Annotated in this window: 23 protein-coding genes; 14 read left to right on the top strand and 9 right to left on the bottom strand. The window is 49.6% G+C overall.

Features of this window, described 5'->3' with window-relative positions; translation table 11 throughout:
* Positions 1-32: 32 nt before the first annotated feature.
* Positions 33-821, bottom strand: a complete 789-nt coding sequence (locus YC6258_RS04045; RefSeq protein ID WP_044615911.1) for a helix-turn-helix transcriptional regulator — start codon at positions 819-821, stop codon at positions 33-35.
* Between the two features lie 76 nt (positions 822-897).
* On the opposite strand from YC6258_RS04045, the gene YC6258_RS04040 reads away from it, so the two are divergent.
* Complete coding sequence (locus tag YC6258_RS04040) at positions 898-1,281, top strand: DUF3224 domain-containing protein (protein ID WP_044615910.1); 384 nt, start codon at positions 898-900, stop codon at positions 1,279-1,281.
* On the opposite strand, the gene YC6258_RS04035 is transcribed toward YC6258_RS04040, so the two are convergent.
* From YC6258_RS04035 to YC6258_RS04020, 4 genes are all read right to left on the bottom strand, one after another.
* A complete protein-coding gene (locus YC6258_RS04035; protein ID WP_044615909.1) occupies positions 1,282-2,067 on the bottom strand; it encodes a phosphotransferase in 786 nt (261 codons plus the stop codon).
* 156 nt (positions 2,068-2,223) lie between these two features.
* Positions 2,224-3,840 (bottom strand): TRAP transporter large permease, encoded by a 1,617-nt coding sequence (locus tag YC6258_RS04030; RefSeq protein WP_044615908.1) that lies wholly within the window; start codon positions 3,838-3,840, stop codon positions 2,224-2,226.
* 4 nt (positions 3,841-3,844) lie between these two features.
* Entirely contained in the window at positions 3,845-4,522 is a 678-nt protein-coding gene (locus YC6258_RS04025; RefSeq protein WP_044619708.1) for a TRAP transporter small permease, read from the bottom strand.
* A gap of 114 nt (positions 4,523-4,636) precedes the next feature.
* Positions 4,637-5,632, bottom strand: coding sequence for a TRAP transporter substrate-binding protein (locus YC6258_RS04020; protein ID WP_044615907.1), 996 nt, complete (start codon positions 5,630-5,632; stop codon positions 4,637-4,639).
* A gap of 281 nt (positions 5,633-5,913) precedes the next feature.
* On the opposite strand from YC6258_RS04020, the gene YC6258_RS04015 reads away from it, so the two are divergent.
* From YC6258_RS04015 to mnmL, 8 genes are all read left to right on the top strand, one after another.
* Positions 5,914-6,798: an aspartoacylase gene (locus YC6258_RS04015; RefSeq protein WP_044615906.1), complete on the top strand. Its 885-nt coding sequence runs from the start codon at positions 5,914-5,916 to the stop codon at positions 6,796-6,798.
* Between the two features lie 61 nt (positions 6,799-6,859).
* On the top strand, positions 6,860-7,561 hold the full coding sequence (locus YC6258_RS04010) for a glycine-rich domain-containing protein (RefSeq protein WP_044615905.1): 702 nt from the start codon (positions 6,860-6,862) through the stop codon (positions 7,559-7,561).
* 171 nt (positions 7,562-7,732) lie between these two features.
* Positions 7,733-8,635 carry a glycoside hydrolase family 16 protein gene (locus YC6258_RS04005; RefSeq protein WP_044615904.1) on the top strand — a complete coding sequence of 301 codons (903 nt, stop codon included), beginning with the start codon at positions 7,733-7,735 and terminating at the stop codon, positions 8,633-8,635.
* Between the two features lie 30 nt (positions 8,636-8,665).
* Complete coding sequence (locus YC6258_RS04000; protein WP_044615903.1) at positions 8,666-9,040, top strand: ApeI family dehydratase; 375 nt, start codon at positions 8,666-8,668, stop codon at positions 9,038-9,040.
* Between the two features lie 108 nt (positions 9,041-9,148).
* A complete protein-coding gene (locus tag YC6258_RS03995; protein WP_044615902.1) occupies positions 9,149-9,769 on the top strand; it encodes a LolA-like protein in 621 nt (206 codons plus the stop codon).
* Positions 9,753-11,975, top strand: a complete 2,223-nt coding sequence (locus YC6258_RS03990) for an MMPL family transporter (RefSeq protein WP_044615901.1) — start codon at positions 9,753-9,755, stop codon at positions 11,973-11,975. The genes YC6258_RS03995 and YC6258_RS03990 overlap by 17 nt, the downstream gene beginning before the upstream one ends.
* Before the next feature lie 60 nt (positions 11,976-12,035).
* Positions 12,036-12,839, top strand: coding sequence for a sulfite exporter TauE/SafE family protein (locus YC6258_RS03985; protein WP_245627007.1), 804 nt, complete (start codon positions 12,036-12,038; stop codon positions 12,837-12,839).
* 72 nt (positions 12,840-12,911) lie between these two features.
* Complete coding sequence (gene mnmL, locus YC6258_RS03980) at positions 12,912-13,820, top strand: tRNA modification radical SAM protein MnmL/YtqA (protein ID WP_044615900.1); 909 nt, start codon at positions 12,912-12,914, stop codon at positions 13,818-13,820.
* A 307-nt stretch (positions 13,821-14,127) separates the two neighbouring features.
* Here the strand turns inward: mnmL and YC6258_RS03975 are convergent, their stop codons facing one another.
* A complete protein-coding gene (locus YC6258_RS03975; protein ID WP_044615899.1) occupies positions 14,128-14,376 on the bottom strand; it encodes a hypothetical protein in 249 nt (82 codons plus the stop codon).
* Between the two features lie 560 nt (positions 14,377-14,936).
* On the opposite strand from YC6258_RS03975, the gene YC6258_RS03965 reads away from it, so the two are divergent.
* The 3 genes from YC6258_RS03965 to YC6258_RS03955 all read left to right on the top strand — a co-directional run bounded on the left by YC6258_RS03965 (position 14,937) and on the right by YC6258_RS03955 (position 17,579).
* Positions 14,937-15,740 (top strand): hypothetical protein, encoded by an 804-nt coding sequence (locus tag YC6258_RS03965; protein WP_144407556.1) that lies wholly within the window; start codon positions 14,937-14,939, stop codon positions 15,738-15,740.
* Between the two features lie 90 nt (positions 15,741-15,830).
* Positions 15,831-16,619, top strand: a complete 789-nt coding sequence (gene cysZ / locus YC6258_RS03960; RefSeq protein ID WP_044615896.1) for a sulfate transporter CysZ — start codon at positions 15,831-15,833, stop codon at positions 16,617-16,619.
* Positions 16,620-16,643: 24 nt separating this feature from the next.
* Positions 16,644-17,579 carry a response regulator gene (locus YC6258_RS03955; protein ID WP_044615895.1) on the top strand — a complete coding sequence of 312 codons (936 nt, stop codon included), beginning with the start codon at positions 16,644-16,646 and terminating at the stop codon, positions 17,577-17,579.
* A 12-nt stretch (positions 17,580-17,591) separates the two neighbouring features.
* Here the strand turns inward: YC6258_RS03955 and phoR are convergent, their stop codons facing one another.
* The 3 genes from phoR to ubiA form a co-directional block, all read right to left on the bottom strand.
* The gene (phoR, locus tag YC6258_RS03950; RefSeq protein ID WP_044615894.1) at positions 17,592-18,917 is read right to left on the bottom strand and encodes a phosphate regulon sensor histidine kinase PhoR; all 1,326 of its coding nucleotides are present in this window, start codon (positions 18,915-18,917) and stop codon (positions 17,592-17,594) included.
* A gap of 30 nt (positions 18,918-18,947) precedes the next feature.
* Complete coding sequence (phoB, locus tag YC6258_RS03945) at positions 18,948-19,640, bottom strand: phosphate regulon transcriptional regulator PhoB (RefSeq protein ID WP_044615893.1); 693 nt, start codon at positions 19,638-19,640, stop codon at positions 18,948-18,950.
* A gap of 102 nt (positions 19,641-19,742) precedes the next feature.
* Positions 19,743-20,606, bottom strand: coding sequence for a 4-hydroxybenzoate octaprenyltransferase (ubiA, locus tag YC6258_RS03940; RefSeq protein WP_044615892.1), 864 nt, complete (start codon positions 20,604-20,606; stop codon positions 19,743-19,745).
* Between the two features lie 199 nt (positions 20,607-20,805).
* On the opposite strand from ubiA, the gene rd reads away from it, so the two are divergent.
* Together rd and YC6258_RS03930 are read left to right on the top strand one after the other, a co-directional pair.
* The gene (rd, locus tag YC6258_RS03935) at positions 20,806-20,970 is read left to right on the top strand and encodes a rubredoxin (protein ID WP_044615891.1); all 165 of its coding nucleotides are present in this window, start codon (positions 20,806-20,808) and stop codon (positions 20,968-20,970) included.
* A gap of 9 nt (positions 20,971-20,979) precedes the next feature.
* Positions 20,980-22,128, top strand: coding sequence for an FAD-dependent oxidoreductase (locus YC6258_RS03930; RefSeq protein ID WP_044615890.1), 1,149 nt, complete (start codon positions 20,980-20,982; stop codon positions 22,126-22,128).
* Positions 22,129-22,137 lie beyond the last annotated feature (9 nt).

The following is a 22,137-nucleotide window of genomic DNA, read 5'->3' as shown; positions in this document are numbered from 1 at the left end:
TTCAGGAACCCTCTGATCGGTGTCCCAGGCGATTACCGGCAATAGCTCGACGGTGTTTTGCCGGTAATTTGTTTAAAATCCCGAATACAATGGGCCTGATCAAAGTACCCCAGCCGATGAGCCAGCTCGGTCCAGTCGGGAATCGGATGATTGATCATTTCATTGGCCAGTTGCTGCAGCCGGTATATCCTTAACACCCATTTTGGTGACAGTCCGACGTGTTTATAAAACAGCCGTTCCAGTTGTCGTCTCGATATCTGAAAACGCGAACAAACCTGTTCCACTTTTAGCAGTTCGGTATTCTGCTCCATCGTCGCCACAATGGTATGCGCCAGCACACCTTGCTGTTTTTCAGGATGCAGCAAAGCACATGCAGCAATTAACAGTTCAGTAAACTCGCTAACCGCCTGTCCGATATCCAGCTGGGCATCCAGCCTCGCTTCAAGTTCCTGGCTGCTGACCGACAACACCGCGGCAACATCCAACTGACTGTCAACCATTTCAGCCAACGGGCGTTTAATCCAGGGATAAAATAATCCTGGTTTGAAACGACAGCCTATCGCCCGGCCCTGACCCATCAGTGTTTTTTTGAAATGTCCTTTGATCGGACCAAACAACGCGCTATGACCCGGCTCATACACCATGTGTACACAGGGGTGCGGGAAGTTTTCTGAAACAAACGATTCGCCCATCGGCAATTGCCATTCAACCACCCAAAAATAATCGACAAATTCTGCCAGATCATCGGCCGGTAACAACCGTTGAAGCGTGAATGGCCGATCCGGTCGACTCAATAGACCGCTGGGAGGAGACTGTTGCATTTGTCGTGTTTTTACAATCCGTAAATATCCCGCCAGCCTACTCTATCTGTATTGATCAAAACAGAGGAGGGACAACATGAGCGAAATCCTGCACTGCCACTTCGATGTCATCGACTGGCAGGAAAACAAGATATTTCAAACTGAGGATGGCTGCAGCCTGGCAAGGGTTGAAGCCCGATACCACTACAACAAAGGCATCATTGGCGATAGCCGGCTTTATATGGACCTGATCTACAGCATTGATGGCGATTCACATTTTACCGGTCTTGAATACATCGACGCGGAGATTAACGGCAAGCATGGAGGGCTTGTTCTTCGACATCACGGCATCCACCGCGCCAACGTTGCCAGTGGTTTGTGTGAGTTGATCATCGCCACTGGCAAACTGGCAGGATTGCAAGGGACCGCGCGCTACGAAGCAAGCTCTATGGCTGTCGATCTGGAGCTGACACTGATCTGATCAGGCTCCCGACATTGCTGACATATTCATCAGCATGGTCACGATCTGAGATTCATGGTTACGCAGATAATCAATATCATTGAGATAACCAAGATGATGCCCGCAATCAAGATTATCCTGAAACTGCGGGTCTCCCTGTTCTGCTTGCGAAACCATAAACGCCACCAACGCCTCAAGGCGCTTTATGATCGTCATGACCAACTGCGGATAGGCCAACGGCGACAGTCCGTAGGTACGACAAAACAACCCTGCCCGTTCAATCTGTTGATCCAACGAGCCAAGCGCATCCACCGGATCTGTTTTAAATGGAGCCCAGCAATATACCGCATAGGCGATATCCCAGAGCACCGGTCCGGGATGGGCCGCGTCAAAATCAAACACTCCAACCACTTCATCACCCGACAGCGTCACATTATAAGGTGCAAAATCGCCGTGACAGATCACTTCTGCGGGGTACTGCTCCGGCAGCATCCAGCGCAACCGATGCGTTTTATGCGTTGCGAGAAAGTCCTTTGAACAATCGTGTAATTCACGCAGCAGCCGGGCGGCCGAAGTCAGCGCAGTTACCGTGGCAACCGCACCGGTCAATGGATAATTACAGGTGTCACCAGGAACCAGAGTAAGGATTTCGAATTCATCATTAAGAATCAGAGGTTCGGGGCATTTGTGAAAACCCTGCCGACGAATATGCGTTAACAATAGATGAACGGTAGCCGACCAGTCATTCGATGGCCGCTGAACCCGATCCATTCCGAGTATCTTAACTTTGCCATGCTCACTCTGCATATTGACAGTTCACTCTATTAACTGACACCAACACGATCATAAAAGATCCGGCAAGATGAAGAAACGGGCGCGGAGTCAACGACCGTATTTGAAATGATGATATTCAGGACAGGACCCGGCCATATTGATGGCCGGGTAACAGAGACATGGTATGGATCAGTGGGTAACGATTTCCGGTCCCATGATCGAATATGGCAACAACGTTGACAGCCATGGGATGTAAGTGACCAACACCAGGAACAACATCAGCACCATCACGAACGGCATCGCCGCACGCACGACTTTTGCCAGACTCATACCGGTAATGCCCGAGGTCACAAACAGGTTGAGCCCAATCGGAGGCGTGATCATGCCAATCTCCATATTCACCACCATGATGATTCCCAGATGAATAGGATCAACACCCAGCTGCATGGCGATGGGGAATACCACGGGCGCCACGATCACCAACAACCCAGATGGTTCCATGAACTGTCCGCCAATCAACAGCAGAATGTTTACCGCAATCAGGAAGGTGAACCAGTTGAAGCCCACTCCCAGCATCCATTCGGTCACCATTTGCGGAATACGCTCAGCTGCCAATGTGTGCGCGAACAACAAGGCATTGGCAATAATAAACATCAGCATAACCGTGGTTTTGGTGCCTTCCAGCATGACCTGCCGGGTTTCTTTGCCAAACAGCGCCGGAAAGAATTTGCGTACGATCAACACCAGATTGCGTTTCCAGACAGGCAAACCCGAGACCAGGCAATGACCGATGGAGTCGTTGATTCCCTGACTGCGTTTGTAGACATAAAAAATAGCAATCGCAATGGCAATAATACCGCCCCACAGCGCCCGATCACCGGAACTGATGGTTTCGGAATCGGCCGTGGCGAAAAAGGACATGATCATCCACACCAGGAAAAACGACACTCCGTAGACGGTACCATTAAAGCCTACACGGGCTGCCTGACTATCGCTTTCCAGTGTCCAGGAGGTCTCCTTCAGAGGCCCCATGTCGCGGTAAACAAACAAGGCAATCAACATGGAATATACCGCCGCAACCACTGCGGCTTCCGTCGGAGTAAACACCCCACCATAAATTCCGCCCATGATAATAACTACCAGGAACAGGCCCCAGCCAGCTTCTTTGCCGCCACGAACCAACTCCTGAAATCCGCGCCAGGGTTCGGCTGGAAGATTTTTTTTCCGGGCAACGATATAAATGGCAATCATCAGCATCAGACCGGCCATCAGTCCGGGAATCACCCCCGCCAGGAACATTCGCCCAACGGAAACTTCAGTGGATGCGGCATACACCACCATCACGATAGACGGTGGAATCAGGATTCCGAGGGTACCGGCGTTGGCGATAATCCCCGAAGCAAATTCCTTCGAATAACCAACCTGACGCATACCGGCAATGGCAATGGTACCGATGGCAACCACTGTTGCCGGGGAGGAACCGGACAAAGCCGCAAACATCATACAGGCCAGCACAGAAGCCATCGCCAGACCGCCACGAAAATGGCCGACGCTGGCAATCGCAAAATTAATCAGTCGTTTTGCCACTCCACCGGTGGACATGAACGAAGAAGCCAGGATAAAAAACGGAATCGCCAACAGCGTGTAATGCTGACCGGCACCGAACAGTGAAATCGCAACAGAAGATAACGACTCGTGCGATACGAATGTAATGAACAAAATGGATGACAGGCCCAATGCAATACCGACAGGCAGGCCGATAAACAATAGCGTCAATACCAGAGCAAAAAGAATCAGTGCTTCCATAATATCAGTCCTTCAGTACGCCTTTGTTTTCTTCCACCAGATCCTGTGCTTCATGAGCACTGATCAGCATGCTGCGTTTGTTAAACAGAATAGCCAGAAAGGCCTGCCAGGAACGATAAACCAACAGAGACAGTCCAATCGGTAAAATCACCAGCAACAACCAGCGTTGTACCCGCGGTTTGACATCAAACATCTGCTGGAAAAATTCCGGATAACGCAATTCTTCGGCACCGATATTGATCTTGTACATTTTAGCCCAGTACTCAATGGCTCCACCTTTTACATCGACCCCCATGGCCGCAACCCAGGTGGAATCCAGCAGAATCAGGCCATACATCATGGCAGCCAGCGCGCCCAACATAGACAAAGCCTTGGCAGCTGGTCTGGGTACCCGGTTCAGGACAATATCAACACCCAAATGGATACCGGTCTTAATGCCATAGCTCATCCCCAGCAGAATCAACCAGGAAAAGGCAATGGTGTTAAATTCCAGGGCTGCCGACCAACCGGAATTAAATCCGTAACGGGCGATTACCTGACCAAAGGAAACACACATAATCGAAGAAATCACCAGGACCAGCAGATTCTCCTCCAGCCTGGCCATAAAGTTGGGAAACAGTTTTTCCAGTCCCCACAACAACAGAATGAAAATCAATAAATAGATATGTGGCCAATACGCCATCATCACTTTTACCTCTAACAGCAGGAGAACACCCTGACCCTGGGTATAGAATTAACGTCCGATGGCAGACGCCATCGGACAGGTCACATTGACATTACTGAATTGTTTAAATGATCAGGCGCCGGCAGCTGCGTTAATCAGATTTTTGCCGATGTCTTTTTCAAATTTCTTCCAGACAGGCTTCATGGCATCAACCCACTGCTGTCTCTGAGCATCGGTCAGGACGTTGATTTTGCCACCTGCTTTCAGAATGTTTTCACGGTTGGTGGCTTCTGCGGATTTCACATCCAGGTTGGCCTGCTGAGTCACTTCATCGGCAATCTGCAGGAACTTGGCGCGGGTGTCTTTATCGAGACTATCCAGGAACTCGGTAGAGGTCATGAATAAATAGGCCAATAACTGATGGTTGGTTTCGGTAATGCTGTCCTGAACTTCGAAGAATTTTTTGGTGTAAATGTTAGACCAGGTATTTTCCTGTCCATCAACAACACCGGTCTGCAATGCTCCGTATACTTCAGAAAACGCCATTGGTTGCGGTGACGCACCCATTGCGGCGATCATTGCCTTGGCCACATCGGAAGTCTGAACCCGGAATTTCAAACCATTCGCATCGTTGGGTACGAGCAACGGCTTGTTAGCGGAAAAATACTTCATACCGGACATCCAGTAACCCAATCCCACGAACCCAACGTCTTCCATTTCATGGAGCAGTTGTTGTCCGTCTTTGGTTTTGGTGAAACGAATCGCCTGATCCATATCCTTGAAAATAAACGGCAGATCAAACACCCCATATTTGGGTGTGTAAGAGCCAAACTTGGCCAAAGATGGCGCCAATATCTGCACATCTCCCAATAACAGTGCTTCCAGTTCCTTACTATCACCAAACAATGTGGAGTTTGGATAAACCTCGACACACATTTTGCCATCGAGTTCTTTGTTGATCCGTTCTGCAAATTTGTTCGCGGCAACCACTTTCGGATGGGTCGTACCTCCGGTCACGTGACTCAGCTTAGCGACGATTTCGCCACTGTCACAGCCATCAGAAGCACTTGCGAATGTTGCAGATACAGAAACAGCCAAGGCAGAAACTGCCATACAGAATTTATTCATTACATCTTCTCCAACCTGGTAGTTGTTATTGTTGTTTAATCAGAAACAACTGATTTAATAGAGCGAGCTAATCACAATGCAGAATGGATGCCATAATCACCATTTCCATGATCTAACACAGATATCCTGTAGTTTAGCGATGAAAACCGAAAAGTACTGTTCGCCAGTTTGGGTGAAAATCCACCCATTTGCCCAAACAAATGTATCGAGAATCACCCAAATACTTTCAATCTGATTACGGTATGATTACCCAATCATTCCAAATGTTTCAGGAAACGGTTATGGACTCAATCAAATCTGTTGTCATTGTCGGCGGAACTCATGGTAATGAGTTAACAGGTGTCCACCTGCTCAGGCGATGGGAACAAAAACCACAGGAAATTAATCGTGGCAGCTTTGTTACCGAAACACTGCTCGCCAACCCCCGCGCCCATGCCATGAACTGTCGTTATATCGACCAGGACCTGAACCGTCAGTTCGCTATCCAGGATCTTGCCAACGTAACATTACCGGGCTATGAACAAAACCGCGCCAAAGCCATCAACCAATTGATTGGCCCCAAACAGGACCCGGCTCGCGATTTCATTATTGACCTGCATACCACCACGGCCAACATGGGTATTACCATTGTGATCAACAGCCTGAATCCGATTGTCAAACGCGCCGCCGTGTACGTGCAAAAGACAGTGCCCAACGTCACGCTGTTTTATCAGGAGGTGGATCGTATGGAAGATAACTTTATGATTTCCATCGGTCGAATCGGCGGGCTGATTATTGAAGTCGGTCCGGTCGCACAGGGCTGTCTGCGGGCGGATATCTTTGAAGCCACCAGAGTGGCCACCAATGCGGTGCTGGATTATCTGCACCTGGCAAATATTGGAAAGGCACCCGAGTTACCCGAAACAGCAAGCGGATTCCAGTTTGTTAAGAAGGTCAAAATGCCCGAAGACGAACAGGGCAATCTGGTCGGCATGATTCATCCCAACGTGCAGGACAGAGACTTCCAGCCTCTGAATCCCGGAGATCCTCTGTTTTTGCTGCAAAATGGGGATACTGTGTTTTATCAGGATGAGCCCGGTTTATGTCCGGCGTTTGTTAACGAAGCCGCATACTACGACCAACACCATGGCCTGAGCCTTCTTAAACATATAGAGTTTGAAGTCTGAAAGTCATCCGGATGCCTGTCTGTTGTTCCAGGCATCTTTCGATTAAAGGAGATTTACCCATATGGAAATCAACATCATTATTCTGTCTACGGTTATCATCCTGCTGGTTTTCTGGTTTCTACGTCAGCGCAAAAGCAGCCGTCTTCAATACATCGAAAACTACCAGTTTCACCCCGGGCTGGAGAAAAAGCTGCGCAAGGTCTATCCCCACCTTAATAATGATCAGGTAGAACTGGTGTTTCGGGCTCTGCGTGATTATTTTTACATTTGTAATCAGGCCAAACGCAAAATGGTGGCCATGCCGTCACAGGTGGTCGATGTGGCCTGGCACGAATTTATTCTGTCAACCCGGGCCTACGAACTGTTCTGCCAAAAAGCATTCGGATATTTTCTGCACCACACCCCCACAGAAGCCATGAGTACCCCTGTTCATGCTCAGGAGGGCATTAAGCGTACCTGGCGTCTGGCCTGCCATAAAGCCAGGATCAGACCGGATCAACCAAGCCGACTCCCACTATTGTTTGCGATAGACAGTCAGCTTCAGATTGACGATGGATTTAAATATTCTCTGAATTGCAGCAATCCACTGTCTCCCAATTACGGCACCGGTTTTTGTGCCGGCGACATCGGTTGTTCCTCAGGATGTGTGGGGGACTCAGGCAGCTCCTCTGGCCATAGCGGTTTTTTTGATGGCGCAGGGGATTCCGGAGGCAGTGGTTGTGGTAGCAGTTGCGGGAGTGGCTGCGGCGGCGGTGGTGACTGAGATCCAACATTTATTTCTTCATCTTTGACTGGATACTGACGACCCGGCACCGTGATTTATCGGAAAAGTGCGAACTCATCGCCCATGACTTATAGTCACATATCAACGTTATTCTGATGCGAAGCTTTAATATTAACGGCTTCCGTTGCGCCAATTATCATGCAGGCCATTATGTATCGAACCGTTATTATTCTTTTTGCCACTGTCTGCCTGTCAGGCTGTAAAACCGACGGTGAAATTGACGAACCCACCAGTCCGGACAAAAACGAAGCCATAGTAAAAACAAAAACAGATAATTTTACTATGGACTCGTCACTGTGGGATTCCCGTATGCAGGAAGGTGCCAGCATTATTTTTGGTGATACAGACAGTCACGCAGATGATGGCCATATTCTGTCATTGGTATTTCCCGGCAACCCAGCGCTGCAGAGTACAGATCGCACCTCACCGGAATTTGCCACTGAGGTATGGACTCAACAGGCCCTGCATTATGGCCGTTATGAAGTGAAGGTTCAGTTTGCCCGATGCGCCGCCGACGAGGAGGTTGTCAGCGGTATCTTCACTTATCACAACAATGGTGAAGACCTTAACCAAAATGGGCTTAGCGATAACTCAGAAATAGACATCGAATATCTCTGCGGCGAACCACATCTGCTCTGGCTGACTACCTGGACAGACTCCGATGACGCTGGTTTTCGCAAAAAAACCCGCAGCATCAACATGAGTACCGGCGAAATGTATCAAACGCCCGATGGCGGCGAAGATAATTACGATACGGAATACGCCGGCAACCTCTCAACCGTAAGATTGGCAGACTTTCCCGCAGCGCAGACTTATTATCACCTCGGATTTGAATGGTACGAGGATCGCGTGCGCTGGTTTATGGTGATGGATGACCAGGAAATCACTCTTTGGGATATGACAGACCGGACCATGGTGCCGCAGCATGCCGCAAACTTCATGTTAAACGTCTGGCACGCCGCAACACACTGGTCCAGCGGCGAAGCCGGCGATTACCCGGGCAACGACAGCACGCTGAAGGTTGACTGGTTCAACTATCAGCCATTTGACTGAGCCTGTTTATTCTAACCGGAGACCGGAGCATTGACCCACAACGATGAATGGCCTGACATCAGAGAGGTCCACCAGCAGCCGGACATGGTGACTCTGGAGGTGTTTATACCGGCAACCTTGAGGAATCTCGCCAAAGCTTCGGCTACGGTTACTTCGTTGCCCGGAATACTGCAGTTACAGTGGGTCATCCACTACGCTAACGTTTACTTTCCTTTGCATCACTGCAACGCCAATACAGTCGAGACGCTGCACTATCTGACCGCCATACCGGCCGGTCAGACCATCAGCCTGACCCTGGAGCACCGGCCCATCAATCGCATTCGCTTCACCTATCACCAAGGTTCAATGATTTTTTCATCCGGACAGTTACGCTTTACCGGCGATGTTAAGCCCGACCTGGATTGAACCGGAACGGTCTGGCAAGATAGCCACCCTGCTGGCGTTATCGCACCGGCGGAAACATGCTTGTCTTTACCATATCAAGGCTCAGTAAGTACGAGGTACCTTCAAGAAATGCGAATTTGGCTGTCACTGATTATTGTGCTCCTGGCATCACCTGCCTGGCCGGCGGCTGATTTCAGTGATTTCACGCCCGTAGATCCTCACAAGATCCCATCACTGACGAATCTACAGGTTACCGCGACAGGCAAGGGAACATTCACCGAGGCAAGAACGATCCCGGCGCTGGAAAAGCCAATTCTGTCGAATGGATACTTCATTTACCGGCAACCACAAGGGTTGTTGTGGATTTCTGAGCAGCCCAGGCCATCATCAACGCTGGTCACTGAAACGGGCGTCTATGAGTTGCAGCATGATGGCTCTTACCGGATCATTCCTGCAGGTGAACAGATAGGTGCATTATTAAAAGCCACGATATTCAACAACTGGACCCCGTTGAGTCGGTATTTTGAAATGTTCTTTAAAGGTGACCGACAATCCTGGTGCGTGGGCCTGAAGGCCAAATCCTCGCAGGTACAATCGGTACTGGAAGCGGTAAAAATCTGCGGTGACCGCCATCCAAAAGAGGTAACGCTATTTCAGGCCAGAGGAGCGTCAACCATCATCGACTTGACGTTTATATCGGACCAGCTCTCTGAACAGGATGCGTTAAAACTTGATGCAGCGACTCAATAACTGGTGGCTTCAGCCCCTTATCAGCGTCATTCTGCTGACCCTGCTTTGGGTAGCCAAGCCTGTCACCCTTCAGACGGATCTGCTTTCTCTGCTGCCACAGGAATCTTCATCCCCATTGCAGCAGGCCATGCAGGAAAACATCTCCCAAAACCAGGCCCGCACCATCAACCTGTTACTGTTGGCTGATAATCTGGAGACCGTCAGTCAGGCTGCCGGGGTTCTGCAACAGTCTTTACGGAAGCTGGATCTGGCCGAACAGACCGAAGGCTCATTTGAGCCCTGGGTCAACATGATCACCAGTCACCCCGGTGCTTTTTTAACACCCGAATATCTGCAGGCGCTGACCGCTCAGGATCCAGAGCAGATCCGCCTGCTGTTCGAAACGGAGCTGAATCGCAACTTCGCCCCATGGCTGGCCAGGAGCATCGATCAGGACAGTACGCTGGCCAGCGCCGCATTCTTGAACCTGGCCGCCAACTCATTTGATTTTCAGTCCAGAGCATGGCGGCTGCGCCACGACCGGCATGATTATGCAGCGTTATTTACCCTGCAGTTGAAAACCGACCTGACAAACGATCTCGCCCAGCCATTGATTGACGGGCTTGAGAGCACTCTGCAACAACTGAAAAATCAGTTTCCGGACATATCGGTCTACAAATCCGGCTCCGTCTTCCACGCATTGTTCACCACCGCCCAGGCCAAAAAAGAGATTTCTTTCTCCATGGGACTGTCATTGCTGGCCATTATCATCCTGATTGTTGGGGTGTATCGTTCTGCCTGGCCGGCAGTTATCTCCCTGCTGGTGCTGACCAATGCGGTTTTGGCTGGCCTGCTGGGCTTATGGATATTCTTTCAACAGGTACACCTGCTCAGCCTGGTATTTGCCGTGTCATTGCTGGGAATCGCCGGAGATTATGGCTTCCATGCCATGAGCACTGCCCGTCATCACCGGCTCTGGCTGAATAAGATCCGAGTGCCCCTGATTCTTGGCCTGCTGACCACCATTATCGGTTACCTGACTCTGCAGTTTACCCCGATCGCCCTACTGCATCAGGTTGGAATATTTATGATTGCCGGCCTGCTGGGTGCGTTCCTGACGGTGACGGTCAGCGCCAGGCAGCTCATCCAGAATATTCACAAGCGAACGCCTGCCCGTGAACACTGCCCCCTGCTACAACCTCTGAATAATGCTGTCTATTCGTTCCGGTTACTGGTCAGTGCCGGCCTGATACTGGTGCTCACGGCCACTGCCATGTGGATTGGCCGTCCCCTGTTTGACGATGACACACAACTGTTGTACGCCAAATCCACTACCCTGGCCAACGAAGCAAAAATCATTCAGCACTGGCGCGAGAATTACAGCCACCAATATGTCTTTATCGATTCTCCCGAAGCAGAGCGTGCCAGCGAAGCACTGGATCATTTCGTCAACACCCTTGAACACGACGGCATCCAGACTCTGTCACTACAGCCATTATTGCGAAACACTCAGCAGCAGCAGGAAGCTACTGCGTTAATGCTTGCTGCCAAAACTGGCGGATTCCTGAACTTTATCCGCGATGACTATGGCATGAAACTTCCGACCTTCGAAGAAGATGCCGCTTCTATTGAGGACCAGCTGGCAGCTCTGCCGGAGTTGTCCAGCAGTCTTTATGTCACTGGCAGTGCCGGCACAGGATTCAGTGTTCGCTTCAAAACCGAGAGCAATCTGCAAGAGATTAAACAGATCAGCAATCAACTGGGGCTGGTTTACGTCGATATTCCAGCTCAGATATCAGCCAAGCTGGGCCAGTATCGTCAGCATCTGCTAACCCTGACAGTGATCTCAGTATTATTGGTCGCAGTTGTTTTGTGGGTCCGCTATGGTTATCGCCGGGTGGCATGGACTCTGAGCCCGATACTGCTGGCAATGGCTGTTTCTGCCATCCTGACTGTTTTGATACAGGGAGAACTGAATACGTTCCATTTGATTTCCCAATTGCTGATTCTGGCATTGGGAATTGATTGTGTGATTTTTTACGCAGATAAAGGACTGACCCAGGAAGTTCAACAGTCAGTGCTGTTATCGGCCGGATCTTCTACGGCTGTGTTTGCAATACTGGCCTTCAGTCATACCCCGGCCGTTGCCAGCTTCGGCCTTTCCATTGCCATAGGCCTGGCTGCCATCCTGATACTTTCCCCCATGGCGGCATCCAAAACCGAATGACATAATCGACACTTCAGAGTTAAAAAACCTGATCCATCCACCGTTTCCTAGGGAGTATGCGTGATCACCCTAAATGTCATTATTATGCTGCTATTACTGGGCGCTGTTGTCGGTATTATGGCCGGATTACTCGGAGTTGGCGGTGGTGGAATTATGGTTCCGGCCCTGACAACACTGTTTTTATCCCAGGGAGTGGCGGTGGATGAAGTGGTACATCTTGCGCTGGGAACATCGATGGCGGCTATCATAATTACTTCCCTGTCCAGTCTGAGGGCACATCATGCCAAAGGCAGTGTTCGGTGGGATATCGTCAAAACTATTACTCCAGGCATTATTCTTGGCACATTTGCCGCCACATTTCTCGCTTCCCATTTGAGCTCCAAGCCCCTGGCAATTTTCTTCAGCGCGTTCATGGCCTACGTTTCGGTGCAAATGTTTTTGAATATCAAACCCAAGGAACATCGCGAACTGCCTGGCGCGGCAGGAGTACTGTCAGCTGGCGGGGTTATCGGTGGCATTTCAGCACTCGTTTCTATTGGCGGAGGTTCGTTGACAGTTCCCTATCTGACCTGGTGCAACATTCCGTTGAAAAACGCCATCGGCACATCGGCGGCCATCGGTCTGCCAATTGCTATCGCAGGGACAATCGGCTATCTGGTCAATGGCTGGTCAAACACATCGGCGGAACACCTGACAATTGGTTTTATCTATATCCCGGCGGTTTTGATCATCTCACTCATGAGTTTTTTCACGGCACCGATCGGTGTCAGTCTTGCTCATCGTCTGCCCGTTGGCATCCTGAAAAAGATATTTTCAGTGCTGCTCATTGTGCTGAGCGCGAAAATGGTTACTTCAGTGCTATAAATGCTGATGTTGCGCATCCGGTCAGTTTTGCCATCTTCTTATACTGCATGACTTTTGCCGTGAGCCAGTTCCATGCAGCTCGACCAATACGTAAATACCCTGGGACGTGATCTTAAAGCACGTTTTGGCGGTAAGATCAGAAAACTGACCATCGATGCCAACTTCACCTGCCCCAATCGGGACGGCACTATTGGCCGCGGGGGATGTACCTTTTGCAATGTTGATTCCTTTGTCGCCGCGCAACAGCAGCATTTATCGATTACCGAACAGCTGGTGATGCGTAAACAAGAGCTCAAACATCGTAATATCCGTTATCTGGCCTATTTTCAGGCATACAGTAACACCTATGCCGAAACCAGCTACCTGAAACGCATGTATCAACAGGCGCTTGCCAGTGAAGATGTTGTGGGTATTTGCGTCGGCACACGTCCCGATTGCGTCAGCGATGACGTCATCGAAATGCTGGCAGACTACCAACGGCAAGGGAAAGAAGTTTGGCTGGAGCTGGGATTACAAAGCGCTCACGATCAGACCCTTAAACGAATCAACCGGGGTCATGATTTTCGATGTTATCAACAGACGACAGAACGAGCCCGACAGCACAACCTGAAAGTTTGTTGCCATTTAATTGTAGGTTTACCTGGAGAAAATCAGGGTGATTATCGACAAACCCTCTCCCAGGTCATCGCAACAGGTGTTGATGGATTGAAACTGCACCCACTGCATGTTGTTGAAGGAAGTGCCATGGCCCGGACCTGGCGGTCAGGCCGATTGCAAGCATTAACGCTACCGGAATATGTGGAGGCTGCCGTCGATCTGATCCAGAGAACACCAGAACATATTGTGTATCATCGGGTCAGCGCCAAAGCCAGATCAGATAGCCTGTTGGCCCCGGAATGGTGTGGTGACAAATGGTCTGCCATCGTTGAAATTACCCGTCGGCTGGCCCTGTCGGGTGCACAGGGGTCTAAGCAAATATAAAAATATGTGGAGAATTATGAGGGGAAATGAGACGGGGCGGTCGGCATACCGCCCCAGAGCGAGTCATTAGCAATTGATGTCCTATCGCTGATCCTTTGCAATCCAGTGTCCTTAAGTACTACGGTCCCTTATCTGGCTTCCTGCCATTCCTGATCCTTATCCTGGCGATTCCTTCCTGAACATTCATCCTGAATGCTGGCTCCTGCCGTTCCTGATCCTTATCCTGTCGATTCCTTCCTGAGCATTCATCCTGAATGCTGGCTCCTGCCACTCCTGATCCTTATCCTGGCGATTCCTTCCTGAACATTCATCCTGAATGCCGGCTCCTGCCGTTCCTGATCCCTATCCTGGCGATTCCTTCCTGAACATTCATCCTGAATGCCGGCTTCCTGCCACTCCTGATCCTTATCCTGGCGAATCCTTCCTGAACATTCATCCTGAATGCTGGCTCCTGCCATTCCTGATCCCTTTCCTGTCGATTCCTTCCTGAACATTCATCCTGAATGCTGGCTCCTGCCATTCCTGATCCCTTTCCTGTCGATTCCTTCCTGAACATTCATCCTGAATGCTGGCTCCTGCCATTCCTGATCCTTATCCTGTCGATTCCTTCCTGAACATCCATCCTGAATGCTGGCTCCTGCCACTCCTGATCCCTTTCCTGTCGATTCCTTCCTGAGCATTCATCCTGAATGCCGGCTCCTGCCATTCCTGATCCTTATCCTGGAGAATCCTTCCTGAACACTCATCCTTAAGTTGTGGCTCCTGCCAAACCCGAGTCCTTTTCATTCATCCCGAAATCACACCTCCCTGGTGTGCAGCTCCTGCCGCTATACTTCCAATGTGATGCTTTCCGTTGCAGAGCACTCCGTCAATGGTGTGCTTGTCCTTTGTTGCTGTCCCGTCAACGAGAGAAACTATACCAAAAGCATCCGGGTTCAGGTGGTTACAAAAACCAAGTACAGGTGACCTGAAATCTCTACTATTCTGGCAAAGCCAGTATTCATGGGGGGGAGGTACTCAAGCTGTCATCATTTGTCTTGAAAACAACGTACACAAACAGCAATCACTGACAGTTTTGTAAGATATATCCTACAAACGAACGAGACGAATACACTTATGAAACAAATGCCTGAGGTTTTGACGTTTTTCTGTCGCTTCGACGCCGGCCTGGCAATGCTCAGGAAAGGATCTATACCATTAGAAACAGAAACCCTAAACCAGAATCCTTTCTTACAAAATCACCCATTTGACGATCCTCAGCAGACAGTTTCAGAAGAACACTATCGCCAGGAACTATACAGGCAATACACACAGCTACCGGAACTTTTGCGGGGTGCGGTGAGTTTTGATTATTTTTGCCAGCAATCTGAGGCAAAACGATCGGATATCGAATCCGCTCTCAAACGCAAATCAGTCGCAGATAACCCTCCCAAAAAATATCCGGAGCAATGGAAAAAGCTGGCCACGCTGTCACTGTTTGAGCCGTTGGAGCATTTTGGTCTGTGGCAGTATCGAGGTAATCATCATCTCGGTCTGGCGTTACAGTTAAACTGTCAGAGCCCTGCGTTTGCGTCAAAACCATCTGAACCAGCCATGCTCAAACCAGTCATTTATGAACAAGACCGTCACATCACCGCCAGTGCTGACACGCCATTTCCCGGATGTTTGTCACTGCCTCCGGAAATACAGTCCGAACAGGAATGGCGACTGCTTAAACCACTGCAATTTCAAACCAAAGGGCTCACATTAACCAGGAATACACTCACCAGAGTGGTGTTTGGTGCCCGCTGTCCGGAGACGGCTATTGCGGAGTTACGCAAGTCCCTGGCACTGGATATGCGTTATAAAAGTTTGCGTTATGCCCGCATGGTACTGCATCCGGACAAGCTCAAATTACGAGTCCAGATATTGGGCGATTAAGGGAGGGTTTTGGAGCCACGGTTTTGTTTTGCTAATTAAGATAATCTTGATTAGTCTCCTGCCTCTTTGATGGATTCACTTTGCTTTACCATGGCTCTGAAACACACTCCTTTTATTGATTCTGTTCACTACTGGCTTGCCGGCTTTCGCTGGTTAATGACACCCGGGTTGAAGCGCTTCTGGATCATTCCACTGCTGATCAACACACTTTCTATTTGTGGACTGATTTGGTACTTCACTCAGATGATTGATGATCATCTACTGCTGCCATTGATATCCTGGCTACCAGACTGGCTGGGTGGAGCCAAAAAATGGCTTGAAAATTTGCTAATCGGTTCGCTGATTATTTTTCTGCTGCCCCTATGGCTGCTTGGTTTCGCAATATTTGGAACCTTGCTGGCATCGCCGTTCAGCGGTCTGCTGGCGGAAAGAATTATCGACCAGGCAAATATTGAGACAGACTCAAATCTCGCACATTGGAAAAACTGGTTACCCCTGATGGCAAAAACTGTAGCCAGAGAATTTGCCAAACTGGCCTACTACCTGCCGCGTGCCCTGGTGCTACTGATCTTCACATTCATCCCAGGTTTTAATCTTGCGGCCCCGTTCCTGTGGTTACTGTTTTCTGCCTGGATGGCCGCTCTGCAATATCTTGATTATCCGGCGGATATTCTCGGCCATTCATTCGAAGACACACGTCAACTGCTGTGGCGGCAAAAACTGCGCACACTGGGATTTGGTTCTGTGGTGTTAATGGCTACTTTGGTACCCGTACTGAACTTTCTGGTGATTCCAGTAACGGTAGTCGCGGCAACCCATCTCTGGATCGAGCGATATTCGGCAATCGGGCAAAATCGCTGCTATGCTGATGAAGAGTAGCTCAACCAATCACAGGAATGCCGAGTGGCCCGAATTAATATTCTGAGCATCGACGATGCCGCATTTATACGAGACCTGATTAAACGTACATTACGCGGATTCTTTCCGGACCTTGGCCTTGACGAAGCGATCAACGGCAAGAAAGCTCAAAACCTGATTGCCAAAAATGCCTATGACCTGATTCTATGCGATTGGGAAATGCCGGAAATGAATGGCCTGCAATTGCTAACCTGGCTGCGTGAATATGAAACCCGGGACAACCTGCAGAAAACGCCATTCATTATGGTTACCAGCCGTGGTGACAAAGAAAATGTCGTACAGGCAGTAGAAGCCGGTGTCAGCGATTATATTGGCAAACCTTTCAGCAACGACCAATTACTCAAAAAAGTCCTCAAAGCCCTGAGTCGTAATCATAAGGATTATGTCCAGGAATTACTCAATGGCGGCGGAAAAAGTGCGGCAGCACCTCAGAACAGTGGCCCAAAAGGTCTGTTCAAGGATTCAGCCCAGAATCTCCTCGGTGCGGCCTCAATCACTCCCCCCAAGCCTTCGACCGGCAACGACTCTGCCAGCGTGCTGGCAGGTCATTCCGCGACTGAAAAACTGGTACGCAAACAGTCTGTGGTGAAAGCAAGAACCCGGTCTGGTAATAAAGGTGCCGCACAATTGCGAGTAGCTCACAATTCAGTGGCTGCGATAATTCGCGATATCAATCTGGTCGAAATTTTGCTGCAGATCCCCAGAGCAGAACTGGTTCCCATCGTCTTCGATCAGGCTGTCGTTGATATCCAACTGCCGGATCAATCGGAAGAAGTGGCACGAATGAACTGTTTTATTGTGTCGGTATCGGCAATGGAAAAAGACATGTCCTGTGACCAGTTACTGGTATCACTGAAATATGTCGATGATGATCCAAACAAACTCGGGTTTTTATCCAAATATATTGCGGCCGTACGTTAAGCAGCACAGCCATTACTCTTCAGCCAGTTGTTCTTCTTGTTGCTGATAGAGATTTTTCACTGGAAAACGACAGGTAAAGGTACTGCCTTTGCCAACTTCGCTACTGATGTCCAGTGTACCATCATGGATTTGCAGCGCATGTTTGACGATTGCCAACCCCAGACCGGTTCCTCCAGTCGCCGTCGAATGGCTGACATTAACCCGGTAAAAACGCTCAGTCAGACGGGGAATATGCCGCGCCTCAATACCAATACCGCTGTCTTCAACGCTCATATAAGCAAACCGCTCATCCTGGCGCCATGAAACGATAATTTGGCCGTTTTCCGGAGTATAGTGCACGGCATTGAACACCAGGTTGGAAAATGCCGAGCGCAATGAATTCGGATCTCCCATCAGATCAGCTTCGGTTTCGATGTTGAGCTCTATCTGATGATGTTTATCTCCACTGAGGGCCTGTGCATCCTCAACAATACTTTCCAGTAATTGCCTTACATATACCTGCATATCCCCCCGACGATCATCATCACCATCAAGACGGGTCAACAGCATCAAATCATTGACCAGGTTGGTCATGCGCCGGGTCTGTGCCTGCATTTGCTGTAATGGCCGATGCATACGCTCTGGCAGCACGTCACCCATATCAATAAATGTTTCCAGATAACCCTGCAAAACTGTCAATGGTGTACGCAGTTCATGACTGGCATTGGATACAAAATCTTTGCGCATCTGCTCCAGTTGCCGCAATCGGGAGATATCACGCACCCACAACAATCGTTCGTTTTCACCATATATGGTAATGGCAATCTGCAATGTCAGATGCTCACGTCTCGGGGCGGGAATATTGACTTTAGTACGGGGAACGGCGTTACGGAAAAACTTCTGAAACTTGGGGCTGCGGATCAGGTTATTGATCAGCTGGCCACGATCCTGCGGTTGAAAACTCAGCAGGTCTCCAGCGGCTTCGTTCCACCACTCCAGCGTGCCATCCTGATTCACAATCACAATGCCATCCTCAAGAGCCGACGTGGAAGTCTGGAAACGATTGATGACGGCATTCAGGCGGTGTACTTCGAGACGATGCCGACGCAACAATCCATAGAGATAGTCAAACACCATCCCCATCGGACCATCGGTATCCGGCAGACTTTCGGCGGTTGTATCCTTTCGTTTTAACCATTCGATCAACTTGTTCTGCTGCCACATGGACCAAGCGACATAGCCAATCAAATATAACAGCAAGGCAATGAGTGGATAGCCCAGAATGGCACCAATCAACATCATAGCCAAAGCCATGGCAACAACAGAAGTCAGATGTTGCCGTCGATAATCTTTAATCATTGAACAGTATTATCCAGTCTTAATTGGGAGTCAGCTAACTTTGGCAGAAAAACGATAGCCGGTTCCACGTACGGTTTGAATCATGGTCATCAACTGGTCACCGAGAGCTTTGCGCAGGCGGCGAATATGCACATCGACCGTACGTTCATCCACATATACATTTCCTCCCCAGACCTGATCCAGTAACTGTGCCCGTGTATAGGCCCGCTCCTGATGACTCATGAAGAATTGTAACAGCCTGAACTCCGTGGGGCCCATTTCAATTTCCTGTCCATTCGAGCTGACCCGATGACTGCCTGGATCAAGTCTCAGGCCATTCACCTCAATCGCTTCCTCTATACCAGGAGGGGTTGCCCGACGTAGCACAGCTTTCAGACGAGCCACCAGTTCACGAGGGGAAAACGGCTTGGTGATATAATCATCAGCACCGGCCTCCAATCCCTGAATTTTATGATCTTCCTCTCCCTTGGCAGTCAACATAATCACTGGAATCTCGGCAGTGAGATGGTCACGTTTCAACCGGCGGCAGATTTCCACGCCACTGGAACCAGGTAACATCCAGTCCAGTAATAACAGGTCCGGCTTCTGATCCACTACCACTGACATCGCTTCCTGTGCATCACCTGCTTCAATACAGTGATAACCCGCCATTTCCAATGCTGCGGCAATCATTTCGCGGATGGGGGTCTCATCATCAACGACCAGTATGGTTTTTCCAGACATAGCTATCTCACTCAATTTGACTCTGGCAAAATTAAACTGCTCCTTTATGACAAATTAGTGACAATTGTCATCTCAGTGTCAAATATGAGCACTCATAGACTGTCATAGGAAGTTCAGAAAGATACCAACAAAAATAACCGCCCCAACCCAGTTATTGTGCAAAAACGCTTTAAAACAGGCGTCACGATCACGATTGCGAACACTCCAGATCTGCCAGACGAACATAGCACCGGCGACCAAAAGAGCCAGATAGTAGAATAGTCCCAACCCGGCCCGAACACCTACCAGCACCCAGGTCAGCCAGGCCAGTCCCTGCAGGGTTGCCACTGCGGCAATATCGGCTTCAGCAAATAGAATGGCAGTTGATTTCACGCCAATTTTTAAATCGTCCTCACGATCAACCATTGCGTACAGAGTGTCATATGCCACCGTCCATAACAGATTGGCGGTATAGAGTAACCAGGTAATCGATGTCAGTTCTCCGGCTTCGGCCATGAAAGCCATAGGAATCGCCCAACTGAAGGCAGCTCCCAACACCACCTGGGGCAAATAGGTATAACGCTTCATAAATGGATAAATGAACGCCAGTGCTGCTCCTGCAAACGACAGGTACACAGTCTGCCGATTGGTCATCAGCACCAGAGCGAATGAAACCAGACACAACACCACGAACAGAATCACAGCCTCATGATGCCGGATAATACCCAACGCAAGAGGGCGTGTCTGGGTGCGCTGAACATGGCCATCGAAATTTCGGTCCGCGAAGTCATTAATGGCACACCCGGCGCTGCGCATCAACACCACCCCGGTGATGAAAATCAGCAGATTGGAGATTTTCGGCAATCCTCCACCGGCCAGCCACAACGCCCATAACGTGGGCCATAAAACAAGAAATGTTCCGATGGGACGATTGAGGCGGGTCAGCGTAATATAGGCGTTAAGCCGTAATTTAAGAGCCTGATTCATAATATTGGGATCAAAACCGCAAACTTGGGACAATGACGATGGCTGCGCAGTTTATCAGAAACAGATGCATCTGATGTCTATAGTTGTCGATAATTTGCGTGACGGATACCAGGAAATTAGTAGAGAAATACAGCCCTGCTATTGCTTTTGCAGAACAGCCTCAGTAGCTTTGGGCCGCGGAATCGATAAGGGTTAAGTGATGAGAAAATGGCAATGCATTGTCTGCGGTTTTATTTATGATGAAGCCGAAGGTTTACCGGAAGAAGGGATTGAACCAGGAACAGCCTGGAGTGATATTCCAGAAGATTGGGCATGTCCTGATTGTGGAGTCGGCAAAGAGGACTTCGAAATGATCGAGCTGTAAGGAGCTGACATGTCGAATTCGAAACCCATCATTATTATTGGCTCCGGCCTGGCGGGTTATAGCCTGGCGCGGGAGTTTCGCAAACTTAACAAACAGCAGGAACTGATCATCATCTCATCTGCTGATGGTCGAAATTATTCCAAACCCATGCTGTCCAATGCTATCAGCCAGGAAAAAACTGCCGATACCCTGACAATGGCTGATCCGGGGAAAATGTCGGAAATCCTCGATGCCACTATTCGAATAAATACTGAAGTCACCGATATCGACCCCCACAACAAATTGATTTTTATAGGTTCAGAAACCATTGCCTTTGATCGGCTGGTGCTGGCAACTGGCGCAATCCCAAACAGCCAGGAGATTCCCGGTAATGCCGGTGACCATGTGTTTACGGTTAACAGCCTGCAGCAGTTTGCTCATTTTCAGGAGCATCTCAATGGCAAAAAGCGGGTACTGGTGCTCGGCGGTGGACTAATTGGCTGCGAGTTTGCTAATGACCTGGCAACGGCGGGTTTTCAGGTACAACTGGTTTCTCCAGGCAATCAGCTGATGGAGCGGTTGTTACCGAAACCGGTTTCCCAACAGCTGCAGCAATCTCTTGAAGAGCTGGGTGTCCAGTTTTACCTCGGGCCACTGGTCAATCGCATGATGAAAACTGAAACCGGTATCAGAACCTGGCTGACAAATGGTCAGGAACTGGAATCGGATATTGTCCTCTCTGCCATTGGTTTGCGCCCCAATACTGCTCTGGCACAGGAAGCAGGTCTTGCTACCGGCCATGGCATCAAAGTAAATCGCTATCTTGAGACAAATTTCTCGCACATTTTCGCGTTAGGGGATTGTGCCGAGGTTGAAGGTCATGTTTTATTGTATGTCTTGCCATTGATGAGCGCTGCCAGGGCTTTGGCCGCCACTCTCAATGGTACGCCCATGGAAGTCCATTACCCAGCTATGCCTGTTGTCGTCAAAACACCAGCTTGTCCGATAGTGATACAGGCGCCCGGTCCTGGCCAACAAGGTCAATGGTCAGTGGAAGAGAATGAATCCGGGATTAAAGCTCTCTACACCAAGGGCGACCAATTACTCGGCTTTGCTTTAACCCGGGAGTATGTCAAGGAACGTATGGTTCTGACCAAACAGGTTCCCGGACTTCTGTGAGCAAACCGG

Origin of the sequence: Gynuella sunshinyii YC6258 (assembly GCF_000940805.1) — a bacterium.
Lineage (GTDB): Bacteria > Pseudomonadota > Gammaproteobacteria > Pseudomonadales > Natronospirillaceae > Gynuella > Gynuella sunshinyii.
This window is presented reverse-complemented; position numbering and strand designations above follow the sequence as displayed.